Here is a 13304-nt window from a genome sequence, read left to right as displayed (position 1 = left end):
CAGTCGTTTTCGAAAATGGGTTTCACAAATTATCAAGTTGATTATCGGTTCCATCTTCACTAATCGTCCAGAAAAATCCTATAAAGAAAAACTGATCTGCTGCAGGTTGTAATGAGCGTCTTGCAAAGTTTCCGTTGACATCTGGCATATTAGCATATTGATAGCCATTTATGTTTTTAAAGGCAAAAACATTGTTTACAGAAACATATAAAATCTTTTGAGGACTCACTAAATAAGCCCAATTTAAACTCACACTGTTGAAGCTTCTTGTTTGCTCTCCCAAAAATTCATTTGTATTTGGATTGGTGTAAGGGCGTCCCGATGCAAAGGCATAAGTGAAACCAACTTGACTTTTCCAATCATCAATCCAATACTTTGCAACGGCTGAAAAATTATGTGTGTTTGCAAATCCAGGTTGCGCTTTAGTTGGATAATTCCTGTAATCACGTTCGGTATCTAAATAGGAGTAGCTTATCCAATAATCTGTGTTTTTAATACTCTTATTATCTCTCCAGAAGAGATCTAAACCTTGAGCAAATCCTGAACCTGAATTATTGAAATTAGAATCAAATCCTTCAGACGCAGTATCAAACTTTACCAAATTATCATAATCTTTTCGGTACAATTCCGCTCTAAATAAGCGACCATCATTTACAAATTGATAGTTCATTATATAATGCTTTGTGTTTTGAGTTTCAACCTGCGAATTAAACTTCAAAATCCCATTATTAGCATTTTGGTAAAAATCGCCATAAGCCACAGAAAGCTGTCCGTTCTTAGATGTTTTATAAGCTAAAGAAGCTCTTGGAGATATATTGAATTCATTTGAAAGCTCATAATTATCTGCTCTCATTCCTACTTTCATTGCTAAGTTTTTATTGAAAATAATATCTGATTCAACAAAGGCAGCAGAATTATTATTAATAAAACCATAGTTTCCTGTGAACTCTTCAGAATGAATGGCTTCATCAAAATCTGTTGTAAAATGTTCTAAACCAAAACTAAGTTTAAATCTGCTGTTAAAACGTTTTTTAAGCTTTAGTTTTACATGTGCAGAATTCTCACTATCATCAACACCTAAAGTTTCATTAATAGCAATATCTGTTTTGGCAATGGTATAACTCAAACCTGTTTGTATTGACCAATGATTTCCTAAAATACCTTGATATGATGCATTGGTATAAAAGTTTCTGTTGTTTAGTTTAAAGCGAACACCATCAGAATCATTGATGTCTTCTTGAGTTAAATCAAAGTGAGACGAATCAAAAGCAGCATAAAATTTAAGCATTCCTGTTTCAAATTTCTGACGAAAAACAGCTTCTCCCTGAGCACCTTCATAAGGTTTTTTCCATTCGTTTCTGTCTGGATATAAAGCAATATAAGGTGCCAGATTAATATAGGAAGCATTCACGCTTAAAGAGGTGTTTTTCCATTTTTCAGTATGACCTAAACTTCCACCAACACTCATGATTCCAATATCTGTTTTTTCCTGATCTGGCTCATCAATAGTGTTTAACAATAATACACTTGAGAGTGCATTACCATATTCTGCAGAATAGCCTCCTGTAGAAAATGTAATTCCATCGAATAAAAACGGTGAATAACGTCCACGTGTTGGAATGTTATTAGCTGTTGGTGAATAGGGTGTAAATACTCGAATGCCATCAATAAAAATTTGGGTCTCATTAGCATCTCCTCCTCTCACGAATAGTCGTCCGTCTTCTGCAACAGTTGACGTTCCTGGTAAGGTCTGCAATGCACCGACAAAATCACCAACTGCACTTGCTGTAGTCACCACATCTAAAGGCTTTAAAACAGAGACTTTACTGTTGTCATTTGCTTCAAATGTTCCTGCTGAAATCACTACAGTATCTAAAGCATTTACATCGTCTCTAAGTTTTATTTGAAGGTTGTTTAGCGTTGAAACATCTCCTGCTATCGTTTTTGTTTCATACGACAAATATGAGATGGTTAATACTTGTGCTCCTGTTTCTGAAGTTTCAAAAGAAAAATATCCGTCATCGTTAGTTGTTGCTCCATCGTATGTGCCATCAAGAAAGACATTAGCCCCAAAAATTGCTTGATTTTTGGTATCGGTCACTTTACCACTAATTGTAGTTTGGGCAATAGATAGTGATGTCACAAAGACAAATAAAATGAATATTGAAAGTTTCATGTTTTGGTTGTTTTTAAGTGTTCGTTTTTGATTGATGAAACAAACTTCAACCTTTTATACAATTTTCTAAATTCTAATGAACCGAATTGTTAATATTGAATGATGAATTGCATATTTTTACAAAAACAACATCTAAATGCTCACTAAAACAGAACAAAAATTTACTGGCCTCTTTGCCATTATTGTTAGTATTGAATTGATATGCGGTACTTTTACCGAATTAGCAACGCTACATTATTTCACAAAGCCTTTCGTTGTCTTATCATTACTTATCTTTTTTTTAATTCAAAGTCAGCTCGTAAATAAGGCTATAAAAACATTCACAATACTGGCACTTGTTAGTTCTTTAATTGGTGATATTGCATTGTTGTTTGACGACATTAACTCAAGCTATTTCATAATAGGCTTAGCATCATTTTTATTAGCGCATGTAATGTATGTGATCGTGTTTTTGAAACAACGACATCAAAAGAAAAATCCTTTAGGCTTTATCATTTTAATGCTTGTTTATGCTGCTTTTCTATTTTATTTACTGAAAGATGGTTTAGGTGATTTATTAATACCTGTTGTGATTTATATGATTGTTATATTAAGCATGTCAACGGCTGCATACCTGAGACAGAACCATAACAATACCGTGAGTTATAACTGGGTATTTACAGGTGCTATTTTATTTATGCTTTCTGATAGTATTTTAGCTTTAGATAAGTTTTATGAGCCATTCACACTAAGTTCTGTTGGCATTATGCTGACTTATGCTTTGGCGCAATATTGTATTGTTATTGGAATCTTAAAACATAACGAAACATTGCGTTAAGGATGGAAACGGCATCCTTTTTAATTGTCGTCTTGAGCATTTTGACTGTGTCTATATATTTTATACAAAAACACTTTACAAAACCTATAGAAAAGCTATCAATTAAAAAGATATAGTGGACAGCCTGACCCTTGTGGTAACGCCAAAATTATTTTTTAAATGGTCTGATAATTAATCGTGCAGCTTTGTCGAAATTAATGTAGTTATAGGTCCAGTTAAAGAACACTATAACTCTGTTTCTAAAGCCAACAAGTGACATAAGGTGGATAAACATCCATACAAACCATGCAAAAAACCCTCCAAACTTGAAATGTTTTAAATCGACTACCGCTTTGTTACGACCAATGGTAGCCATTGAGCCTTTATCTTTGTAAGAGAACGGTTGCATGGCTTTGTTATTGATAAGCCGCAATAGATTTTTTCCTAATAATTTGCCTTGTTGTATTGCTGGTTGAGCCACTTGAGGATGGCCATTAGGATAAGTATCTGTCATCATAAATGCAATATCACCAACTGCAAAAACACGCTCGTAACCCTCAATTTGATTGAAACTGTTTACTTTATAACGATTGCTTTTTTCTACGAGAGCATCTGCTTTTAATCCGTGAACTGGAACTCCTGTAACACCAGCTGCCCAGATTAAGGTTTCAGATTGAAATGCAAGATCGGTATTCGTGGTTACTTGTTTTCCGTCATAATTTTTAACGAAGGTATTGCAATGCACATTAACTCCTAATGCTTTTAGAAATTGTTCTGCTTTTTTAGAAGCATTTTCACTCATTGGAGGTAATAGTCTTTGAGTACCTTCAAGTATATGGATGTGCATATCTTGAGCATTCAGATCTCGATAATCTCGCGGAAGAATGTTGTTTTTAAGTTCAGCTATTGCTCCTGCAAGTTCAACTCCAGTAGGTCCTCCTCCAACAATGACAAAGTTTAAAAAAGCTTCTCGTTCTTTCTTGGTATTTGCTATAGCAGCTTTTTCAAAATTTTGAAGAATAAGACTTCTAATATCGAGTGCCTGAGGCACGTTTTTCATTGGCATGCTATGGGTTTTGACATTGTCGTTTCCAAAGAAATTGGTTTTGGTGCCAGTTGCAAGCACCAAATAATCAAACTGAAGATCTCCAATAGAGGTTTTTATCACCTTTTTTTCTGGTTGAATGAGTTCTACTTCAGCCAATCTAAAGACTGTTGTTTTATGTTTTTTTATGATTTTTCGTAAAGGATAAGCAATTGAATCTGGTTCTAATCCTGAGCTAGACACCTGATACAAAAGTGGTTGAAATGTGTGATAATTGTGTTTATCAATAAGCACAACTTGAACATTTTTATTAGCCAAGGATTTTACAAGTTGAACACCTGCAAAGCCTCCACCTACAACAACAACTCGAGGTAAAGTTGATTCTGGAATATTCATAATTTTAATAAAATTATCCTTACAAAGATACGATTTAGACCATCCAAAATCTTATTTTTGAGGGATTACTTCATTCCTAGTGTAACATTTTAAATAGTATGACTACTTATAGGTAACTAACCGATAAAGATTTGGATAAAGCATTAGAACATAATTTTGTTGAACTACTCGAAAAACATCAAAACATTGTGCATAAAGTCTGTAGATTATACACTAATAATCAAGATGCGCACAATGACTTGTTTCAAGAGATAACAATACAATTATGGAAAGCTTATCCTAAGTTTCGAGGTGATGCTAAGTTTAGTACCTGGATGTATCGTGTTGGTTTAAATACCGCAATTACACTCTACCGAAAGTCTAAACGAAGTATAAAAACACAAGAGTTTGAAACCGTTCAGTTTAAAATTAAATCTGAACCTTATGACGACACAGAAGAACAGCAATTGAAATTGTTATACAATGCTGTTCATCAACTTAATGATATAGAAAAAGCCTTAGTGTTTTTGTATCTCGAAGACAAAAATTATAGTGAAATAAGTGAAACCCTTGGTATAACAGAAGTCAATGCTCGTGTGAAAATGAATAGGGTTAAGAAAAAATTAAGAACAATTTTAAATCCGTAAAACTATGGATGAATTAGAATTATTAAAAAAAGACTGGAAAAAGGAAGACAAAGTCTATCCTAAATTATCATATAATGACATCTATAATATGATCCTTCATAAGTCGTCTTCTATTGTCAAATGGATCTTTATCATAAGCATCTTAGAGTTTGTATTTTGGTTATTTATCTCCTTTGGCTTAAAAGCTTCTGGATTTAATCTGGAACTTGAAGAGATGGAAAGCAATGTTGGGTTTATTATCATTTCTGTATTCTCTTATACAGTTTTAGCCTATTTCTTTTATAGGTTCTATATCAATTATAAAACCATTAATACAACCGATAATGCAAAAGTTTTAATGGAAAACATTTTAAAGACAAGACGTACTGTTAAGCAATACGTGTTTTTTAATTTAGTGGTATTAATTATAGGTGTGACTTACATGATGCCTTATGCTATAAAAAGTGACGAGAATTCCAGACTGCTCTTAGAAACAGCCCAAGCTAATGGTGAAGTATTGAAATACTATGCTGGAATAGCTATAGTAACTTTAATTGGTTTGGTGATTGCAATTAGTGTATTACTCCTGTTCTATTGGCTAATCTATGGTATTCTTTTAAAACGCCTGAACAAAAATTATCACGAGTTGAAAAAGCTTGAAGTTTAAAATTACCAATCACGAAGTTCTTTATTAAGTCGTTCTTTTTCTTCTAATTCTTCTTGTGGAATCACTTTTAGAAATGAAGGATGCTGTTCTATTGCATACTCAATTTTTTCAACGATATCAGCAATGCTTTCATTTTCATAGTCAATTTGTAAAGGTTCTTTTATTTCAAAAGACTGATACACATTTTTCTTTTTAACACGCAACCCTTTTTTATCAAATGAACGTCTAAACCCATCAATAACAATTGGAACGACTATAGGCTGATATTTTTTTATGATATGTGCTGTTCCTTTACGAATAGGTTTAAATGGTGTTGTTGTTCCTTGCGGAAATGTAATAACCCAACCATCATCTAATGCTTTTCCTATACTGGAAATATCACTCATTTTTACCTGACGGTTCACATCCTTACCTTCAGACCTCCACGTACGTTCTATACTAATAGAACCTACATAAGCCAGAATTTTAGGCAGTAATCCTGATTTCATTGTTTCCTTTGCTGCAACATAATACAAGTTCAATTTAGGGTTCCATAAATACCCTACATTTTTAATGCTGTCTAATCGTCCGCTAAGACTCGCGTTAAACACATGAAACATGGCAATGACATCAGCAAAATAAGTTTGATGATTAGAAATAAAAAGCACATTTGTATCAGGAAGATTTTTTATGATATCTGAGCCTTCGATTTGAAGTTCATTAAAACCTCTGAATCTTCGGTGAGTCAGTGCTCCCAAGATTCGGATTAACCATTTTTTTACAAAGAGTATGTGCCCAAAAGGGTTTCTTTTAAATAATCCCATTAAGTGTTCGTTATTATGCGATTTTGAACTCACTTACCTTATTTAATTGGTTAAAAAATAACCTTCTAAATTCAATTTTTTCAATTTTCGCCTCAAAGAAAAAAATATAAGCGTTCAGGGCAAACTTACAAAAAACTCCTACTTACAGCACTTTTTTTAACAAGTCTTTCACTTCATTTAGTATCATAGCAGTTGCTCCCCAAACGATATGGTCATTGAGTTTAAAAGCAGGCACTTCTACATTCCGCTGGTAAGATGTTGGTACTGATGTAGTAATAACAGTAGTTTCGTCTAAAAAATGAGATAGTGCCACTTCAATAAGACCTTCGACCTCTTCATCTTGTTTTATAAACTTTGGCGTACGTTGCGTGATTCCAAAAAAAGGATGCACTGTAAAATTACTTGGCGGAATATACATTGGAGTCATGCGTTTAAAAACGCTAACTGCATCCATAGGTACACCGACTTCTTCATAGGTTTCGCGTAAGGCAGTCATTTGCAAATCGGAATCTTTTTGCTCAACTTTCCCTCCGGGAAATCCTACTTGTGCAGAATGCACACCTTTATACGTTTTTCTGAGAATTAAAATCAAATGGGTTTCGTTATGCTCATCTGGATAAAACAAGGCTAAAACTGCCGCTTGCTTGGCAGTTTTCATTAACATTTTATTACGTTCCATCAGTTCCAGACGATATGGAGGTGACATTTTAATCTGAGATGCTTCTCCTGGAAGTTCTAGATTTTTTATTTTTGATACTGATTTTAAAAATGTGTTGAAATTCATCTCAAAAATGAAGCGACTTTTATTTATACTGTTTAGTATCTGTTTAATGAATTGTGAAGATAAACAATCTCACAAGAATAAGAATGCTAATACACCAATTTCAGATTCATTAACAGTCAATCAAAATAATGAGCTCCAAAAACCTCAGACTACAATTCAAAAAACACCAAAACGTAAATACCCTTTATTGACCGATAAAAATGCCATGGAGTTTTTTCTTCAGTATGAAAAAGAACATAAAGAGCAAAAAGTCCGTCTTATTACCGATTTTGGTAATATTGATATCTTATTGTTCAACGAAACTAAATTTCATCGTGCAAACTTTATTTATCTAACCAAACAGGGTTATTTTGACAACACACAATTCTATCGTGTTATCGAGAATTATATCATACAAGGTGGTAGTACAGATGATAGAGATGTAATGCGAAAACGAAAAAAAATTGGAAAATACTTATTACCTACTGATACCAAACGTGGTTTTAAACATGATAGAGGAGTCATTTCTATGCCTAGTAGCGATATTGACAATCCGTATAAATTAGCATCGCCTTACGAATTTTTTATTACGCTAAGAGATGTCTATCAATTAGATGGTGATTATACAATCTTCGGAAAAGTCATTAACGGATTAGACGTTTGTGATAAGATTGCAGAAGTGGAAACGGATGATGGCGACTGGCCTTTACAAAATGTTTATATCAGAAAGGTAGAAATTCTTGAATAAAGTTTATCGTTAAAGTGTTAAGAACATTTCAAAATTTAACTTCAATTCAACAACAAACAGCTGCACGACCCCGTTTTTTTTTAACATAACCGAAACACAATCTCAGTGTATTTTTCAATATCTTGAGCCACACTAAAACTAATTTATTAAACACAATGATTTCAAAATCAATTAAAGCTGCACTCTTATGCAGTATTGTTCTTTTTGCCAGTTGCAAAAAAGACGAAAAACAAGCAGAAAATAAAGAAGAAACAACAGCTATGAGCGACAATGTTTTGCTACAAGAATGGACAGGTCCTTATGAAGGTGTTCCTGCGTTTGACAAAATGAAGGTCTCAGATATTAAAGAGGCCGTTGAAACAGGTATGGAGTTAAACCTTGCCGAAATTGAGGCTATTGCGAACAATCCTGAGCCTGCAACATTTGAAAACACCATTGTTGCTATGGAAGCTTCAGGAAAAACATTAAATGATGTATTTACGTATTATGGCATTCTGAGCAGCAATATGTCTTCTCCCGAATTTAGAGAAATTCAAGGGGAATTAGCTCCTAAGTTATCTGAATTTAATTCAAAAATATCTCAGAATTCAAAGTTATTCGAACGTATTAAAACTGTTTATGAGGCTTCTCAAAAAACACCTTTAGAACCAGAAGCACAACGTGTCGTTGAGTTAACTTATAAGAGTTTTGAAATGAATGGTGCAAATTTAGATACTGATAAAAAAGAGCGTTATGCTGCCATTAACAAAGAATTATCAAGCTTATATAATGATTTCTCTAACAACGTCTTACATGATGAAGAGAACTATGTGACGTATTTAACAAAAGATCAATTAGGTGGTCTTTCTGAAGGCTTTATAAAATCCGCAGCTAAAATAGCAACTGATAAAGGACAAGATGGAAAATACGCAATTACAAACACCCGTTCTTCAATGGATCCGTTTTTAACGTATTCAACAGAACGTGAATTACGTAAAAAAGTATGGACCAACTATTACTCACGTGGAGATAACGCAGATGAATACGACAATAATGAACTGATTGCTCAAATATTAAAACTTCGTAGAGAACGCGTAGAGCTTTTAGGTTATGATAATTATGCACAATGGCGTTTGCAAGATCGTATGGCAAAAACACCTGAAAATGCTATGAATTTAATGATGGCTGTTTGGCCTGCTGCTATAGCAAGGGTTGATGAAGAGGTAGCAGACATGCAAACGGTTGCTAACGAACTTGGTGATAACATTACCATTGAACCTTGGGATTACAGATATTATGCTGAAAAAGTACGTCAGAAAAAATATGATTTAGATAGCGATGAAGTCAAACAATATCTTCAGCTTGACAAATTAACACAAGCCTTATTTTACACAGCAGGTGAATTATTTAATTATGCCTTTACTCCTGTTGAAGAAGGTAAAGTTCCAGTATTTCACGAAGATGTTAAGGTTTGGGAAGTTACCGACAAAGATTCTGGAAAACATATTGGCTTATGGTATTTAGATCCTTATGCTCGTGAAGGAAAACGTTCTGGAGCTTGGGCAACGACCTACAGAAGTTACACGTCTTTTGAAGGCGAAAAAAATGTATTAGCGTCTAACAACTCAAATTTTGTAAAACCTGCTCCTGGTGAAGCTGTATTAGTGTCTTGGGATGATGCAACGACGTTTTTTCATGAGTTTGGACATGCATTACATTTCTTTTCTTCAAACGTAAAATATCCAACACTCAATGGAGGTGTTAGAGATTATACTGAATTCCAATCACAATTGTTAGAACGTTGGTTATCTACTGATGAAGTGATCAATCAGTTTTTAGTTCATAACAAAACAGGCGAACCTATTCCTGCGTCTTTAGTTGAAAAAATCAAGAAAGCCTCTACTTTCAACCAAGGTTTTGGAACGACTGAATATTTAGCATCTGCATTAATGGATATGAAATTACATCTGGCAGATCCATCAAATATTGATATTGACAAGTTTGAACGTGAAACTTTGGCTGAACTTAATATGCCAGAAGAAATACCAATGCGTCATAGAACCCCTCATTTTGGACACGTATTTTCAGGAGAAGGTTATGCAACAGCGTATTACGGATACATGTGGGCAGATGTTTTAACTAGTGATGCTTCGGAAGCGTTTAGAGAAGCTCCAGGTGGCTTTTACGATGCTGAAGTAGCTGAGAAATTAGTAAAGTATTTGTTTGCTCCTAGAAATGCTATGGATCCAGCTGAAGCTTATCGTCTGTTTAGAGGTCGTGATGCTAAGATTGAAGCATTAATGAGAGATCGTGGTTTTCCTGTACCTACTACAAAATAAGTAGAACACCATCTATTATTTTTCCCATTATCTAGGTAGACCTTAGGTAATGGGATTTTTTTTATCAAAAAGCGCACATACAATTTTGAAGCCATATTTACGTTTTTAAGGCAATCAACCTGTACAGACAATGAAATCGCTTAAACACATCATTTTAATTCTTCCTGAATACCTTTTAATTGCTGCAGTTCTATTCTATTGGACGTCTGCAGGCCATGTTATTAACTATATTGCTATCGGACTTATAATCGCTATAGTATTACAAATGATATTTAAAAATAAAGTCGTTGGAGTGTCCATAGCGCTCCTTTTAATTATGACCTCTTTATACATGATATTGGCTTTAACTTCTGAGGTAAGAGAATTTCCTAGTTTTAATTCAGAAGCGAAAACACTATTATTTGTAGGTTTAACTTATTTCCTGACCACTATATGTATGTCTGTAGTAATGATTTATAAATATGGTGTATGGTCTACTAAATGATTAGATTCTTAAGCCTCGTCTTTATACAAACTTGGAAGACTTATTTTAAACTTTACAGCCAGCAAACGTACAACAATAACAATCACACCTGCAATCACGAATACAAAATTAGTGTCTGCCATAAATTCACGAAGCAAAAAGTAAGTTAATCCTCCCAAAATACAAGCTGTTGCATAAATTTCCTTTCTAAAAATCACAGGAATTTCATTACACAAAATATCTCTAATAACACCTCCAAAACAAGCTGTCATGGTTCCCAGTGAAATACATATTATTGGATGCAAGCCTGCAACTATACCTTTTTCAATACCAACAACAGTATATAAACCTATTCCAATGGTATCAAATAAAAATAGTGATTTACGCAAATAATTCAATTTACTTTTAAATACGACAGCAAATACTGTCGCGCCAAAAATCACATATACATAAGTCATATTTGCCATCCATGATACAGGCTGAATTCCAATTAGCACATCACGTAAAGAACCACCTCCTACTGCTGTAACAAAGGCTATAATAAGCACGCCAAAAGGATCCATTTTTTTATTGAGTGCAACAAGCACACCTGAAATAGCAAATGCTATGGTTCCTAAAATATCTAAAACTTGAAAAAACATAATTATTCGAAACTAGGTTATGCAAAAGTAGGTTGCGAATTTGTTATATCCATAATTAAGCTGAAATAATTCTAAATTTTTGAGATCTCAAAACAAGTTTGAGATAAGGGACTCACACACGTTTTGAAAACGTAAAACGTAGTTCGCTGCTTACATATTTTGGGTATAATAGTTATAGTCTTTAATCACTGTATCAACAAAATCAATTGGTTTTTGACTGGTTTCAACTTCCATGACTTTTACTATTCTGTTATACAGTGACACTATTATATTGTGCTGACCTTTAAATCGCGCTTCATCATAAAGGGTTTTAATAAGTTGCATTTCATCATCCCTAAAAATAGTGACCTGACTGTAAGTTGGAATATAGTCATTAGGAATGTCTTTTAAAAGTGTATCCTCAATACTCAGCTTTGCTTTTTCAGTGATTACAGTTGTGCCAGCAGCTATATCTCCAACACGCTGACCATTGCCACGAATTAATATGGATAATACTGCTAATCCACCACTGGTTAATGAAACATCAACAATTCGCAGAATCCAACGTACAAAATAATTTGCAAAACCAGGTTTAGAACCATCAAGTTTTACAACTCTAGTTTTCATAACATACTTACCAATGGTTTGACCATTCCAAAACGTTTCTAATAAAACATAATAAAGAAATGCAGGTAAAGACACTAAAAGCCACAATGCCCAAAGATCTGAATTATCAAGTTCTAAGGATACCATGATCATAATCATAGTAATAAAATAAAACCCAATGATCAAAGTATCTATAAGGTAAGCCAGCATTCTATCACCTAGATTGGCAACATTTTGTTGAATCCCTACATTTTGAGCGGTTTCTATTTGAAATTCCTCCATATTTTCTTTTCTTTGAAAGTAAATTAGATCCTCTAATGCGAGAAGCTGCTTTCGTTAAGCAAAATAAAGACAAATGGTTAAGATTTGAAAGCGTTCTTTCAAATAATAATACAATTGATCCAGATGAGCTTTCTGATCTTTATATAGAAATAACAGATCATCTCAGTTATGCTAAAACGTTCTATAAAAACAGCAATACCGAACGCTATTTAAATCAAATTGCGTCTCAGGCACATCAAAAAATTTACAAAACTAAAAAGGAATCTAAGAATCGGCTTATTTCATTTTTTAAGACCGAGTTTCCAACCCTGTTTTACCAACATCATCGTGAACTTTTAATTTCTTTTTTAGTCTTTATACTATTTTGTTTGGTTGGAGCTTATTCTGCTGCAACTGAAGGTGATTTTGTACGTTCTATTCTTGGAGATGTTTACGTGAATATGACCATTGAAAACATTGAAAACAATGATCCTATGGCAGTTTATAAGCAAATGGGAGAATTTAATATGGCACTTGGTATTACCATTAACAATATAAAAGTAGCGCTTATGGCGTTTGCCTATGGAATTATGTTTGGTATTGGCTCGTTGTTTATCATGATGCAGAATGGAATCATGCTTGGGAGCTTTCAATACTTTTTTTATGAGAAAGGCTTGCTCTGGGAATCTGTTAGAACTATATGGATTCATGGAACATTTGAAATTTCAGTAATCATTATTGCAGGCTGCTCAGGATTAGTCTTAGGAAATGGCATGCTTTTTACCGGAACTTACACACGCTTAGAAGCATTTAAACGTGGTGTAATTCATGGTCTTAAAATTTTAATCAGTACCATTCCGTTTTTTATAGTTGCTGGTATACTTGAAGGATTTGTTACAAGACATACCGAAATGCCAGACTGGCTGGCTGTATGCATCATTGGTGGTTCGCTGTTTATAATTGTGTATTACTATGTGATATACCCAAGACAACTTCACAAAAAATCCCAACACATACTACTAAATGAACTTTAAACC

At 33.8% G+C, this 13304-nt stretch carries 13 protein-coding genes; 7 read left to right on the top strand and 6 right to left on the bottom strand.

From position 1 onward, the window contains the following. Positions 1 to 22: 22 nt before the first annotated feature. Positions 23 to 2176, bottom strand: coding sequence for a TonB-dependent receptor (locus ACRHNM_RS09655; RefSeq protein WP_431136016.1), 2154 nt, complete (start codon positions 2174 to 2176; stop codon positions 23 to 25). Between the two features lie 136 nt (positions 2177 to 2312). On the opposite strand from ACRHNM_RS09655, the gene ACRHNM_RS09650 reads away from it, so the two are divergent. Continuing rightward, positions 2313 to 2993 (top strand): lysoplasmalogenase, encoded by a 681-nt coding sequence (locus tag ACRHNM_RS09650; RefSeq protein ID WP_431136014.1) that lies wholly within the window; start codon positions 2313 to 2315, stop codon positions 2991 to 2993. A 148-nt stretch (positions 2994 to 3141) separates the two neighbouring features. On the opposite strand, the gene ACRHNM_RS09645 is transcribed toward ACRHNM_RS09650, so the two are convergent. Beyond that, positions 3142 to 4413, bottom strand: coding sequence for an NAD(P)/FAD-dependent oxidoreductase (locus ACRHNM_RS09645; protein ID WP_431136012.1), 1272 nt, complete (start codon positions 4411 to 4413; stop codon positions 3142 to 3144). A gap of 131 nt (positions 4414 to 4544) precedes the next feature. On the opposite strand from ACRHNM_RS09645, the gene ACRHNM_RS09640 reads away from it, so the two are divergent. Together ACRHNM_RS09640 and ACRHNM_RS09635 are read left to right on the top strand one after the other, a co-directional pair. After that, the gene (locus ACRHNM_RS09640; protein ID WP_431136010.1) at positions 4545 to 5039 is read left to right on the top strand and encodes an RNA polymerase sigma factor; all 495 of its coding nucleotides are present in this window, start codon (positions 4545 to 4547) and stop codon (positions 5037 to 5039) included. Positions 5040 to 5043: 4 nt separating this feature from the next. Then, complete coding sequence (locus ACRHNM_RS09635) at positions 5044 to 5685, top strand: hypothetical protein (RefSeq protein ID WP_431136008.1); 642 nt, start codon at positions 5044 to 5046, stop codon at positions 5683 to 5685. A 2-nt stretch (positions 5686 to 5687) separates the two neighbouring features. Here ACRHNM_RS09635 and ACRHNM_RS09630 read toward each other — a convergent pair whose 3' ends face one another. Together ACRHNM_RS09630 and ACRHNM_RS09625 are read right to left on the bottom strand one after the other, a co-directional pair. Next, entirely contained in the window at positions 5688 to 6488 is an 801-nt protein-coding gene (locus ACRHNM_RS09630; RefSeq protein ID WP_431136220.1) for a lysophospholipid acyltransferase family protein, read from the bottom strand. A 142-nt stretch (positions 6489 to 6630) separates the two neighbouring features. After that, positions 6631 to 7272, bottom strand: a complete 642-nt coding sequence (locus ACRHNM_RS09625) for an NUDIX hydrolase (RefSeq protein WP_431136006.1) — start codon at positions 7270 to 7272, stop codon at positions 6631 to 6633. 7 nt (positions 7273 to 7279) lie between these two features. Between ACRHNM_RS09625 and ACRHNM_RS09620 the strand changes: the two genes are divergently transcribed. The 3 genes from ACRHNM_RS09620 (at position 7280) to ACRHNM_RS09610 (ending at position 10801) form a co-directional block, all read left to right on the top strand. Then, complete coding sequence (locus tag ACRHNM_RS09620) at positions 7280 to 7999, top strand: peptidylprolyl isomerase (protein WP_431136004.1); 720 nt, start codon at positions 7280 to 7282, stop codon at positions 7997 to 7999. Between the two features lie 155 nt (positions 8000 to 8154). Beyond that, positions 8155 to 10317, top strand: a complete 2163-nt coding sequence (locus ACRHNM_RS09615; protein ID WP_431136003.1) for a M3 family metallopeptidase — start codon at positions 8155 to 8157, stop codon at positions 10315 to 10317. A gap of 130 nt (positions 10318 to 10447) precedes the next feature. Beyond that, a complete protein-coding gene (locus ACRHNM_RS09610; protein WP_431136001.1) occupies positions 10448 to 10801 on the top strand; it encodes a hypothetical protein in 354 nt (117 codons plus the stop codon). 8 nt (positions 10802 to 10809) lie between these two features. Here the strand turns inward: ACRHNM_RS09610 and ACRHNM_RS09605 are convergent, their stop codons facing one another. Further along, positions 10810 to 11421, bottom strand: a complete 612-nt coding sequence (locus ACRHNM_RS09605) for a trimeric intracellular cation channel family protein (protein WP_431135999.1) — start codon at positions 11419 to 11421, stop codon at positions 10810 to 10812. 150 nt (positions 11422 to 11571) lie between these two features. Then, positions 11572 to 12288, bottom strand: a complete 717-nt coding sequence (locus ACRHNM_RS09600; protein ID WP_431135996.1) for an RDD family protein — start codon at positions 12286 to 12288, stop codon at positions 11572 to 11574. A gap of 35 nt (positions 12289 to 12323) precedes the next feature. Between ACRHNM_RS09600 and ACRHNM_RS09595 the strand changes: the two genes are divergently transcribed. Continuing rightward, positions 12324 to 13301, top strand: coding sequence for a stage II sporulation protein M (locus tag ACRHNM_RS09595; RefSeq protein WP_431135994.1), 978 nt, complete (start codon positions 12324 to 12326; stop codon positions 13299 to 13301). Positions 13302 to 13304 lie beyond the last annotated feature (3 nt).

The sequence above is a fragment of the Psychroserpens mesophilus genome (assembly GCF_050617655.1).
Lineage (GTDB): Bacteria > Bacteroidota > Bacteroidia > Flavobacteriales > Flavobacteriaceae > Psychroserpens > Psychroserpens mesophilus_A.
This window is presented reverse-complemented; position numbering and strand designations above follow the sequence as displayed.

Bases quoted from the DNA above. Each gene is read 5' to 3' on its own strand.
- ACRHNM_RS09605 (WP_431135999.1), bottom strand. From the start codon at position 11,421: ATGTTTTTTCAAGTTTTAGATATTTTAGGAACCATAGCATTTGCTATT.
- ACRHNM_RS09615 (WP_431136003.1), top strand. From the start codon at position 8,155: ATGATTTCAAAATCAATTAAAGCTGCACTCTTATGCAGTATTGTTCTT.
- ACRHNM_RS09610 (WP_431136001.1), top strand. From the start codon at position 10,448: ATGAAATCGCTTAAACACATCATTTTAATTCTTCCTGAATACCTTTTA.
- ACRHNM_RS09645 (WP_431136012.1), bottom strand. From the start codon at position 4,413: ATGAATATTCCAGAATCAACTTTACCTCGAGTTGTTGTTGTAGGTGGA.
- ACRHNM_RS09655 (WP_431136016.1), bottom strand. From the start codon at position 2,176: ATGAAACTTTCAATATTCATTTTATTTGTCTTTGTGACATCACTATCT.
- ACRHNM_RS09600 (WP_431135996.1), bottom strand. From the start codon at position 12,288: ATGGAGGAATTTCAAATAGAAACCGCTCAAAATGTAGGGATTCAACAA.
- ACRHNM_RS09595 (WP_431135994.1), top strand. From the start codon at position 12,324: ATGCGAGAAGCTGCTTTCGTTAAGCAAAATAAAGACAAATGGTTAAGA.
- ACRHNM_RS09625 (WP_431136006.1), bottom strand. From the start codon at position 7,272: ATGAATTTCAACACATTTTTAAAATCAGTATCAAAAATAAAAAATCTA.
- ACRHNM_RS09630 (WP_431136220.1), bottom strand. From the start codon at position 6,488: ATGGGATTATTTAAAAGAAACCCTTTTGGGCACATACTCTTTGTAAAA.
- ACRHNM_RS09650 (WP_431136014.1), top strand. From the start codon at position 2,313: ATGCTCACTAAAACAGAACAAAAATTTACTGGCCTCTTTGCCATTATT.
- ACRHNM_RS09635 (WP_431136008.1), top strand. From the start codon at position 5,044: ATGGATGAATTAGAATTATTAAAAAAAGACTGGAAAAAGGAAGACAAA.
- ACRHNM_RS09620 (WP_431136004.1), top strand. From the start codon at position 7,280: ATGAAGCGACTTTTATTTATACTGTTTAGTATCTGTTTAATGAATTGT.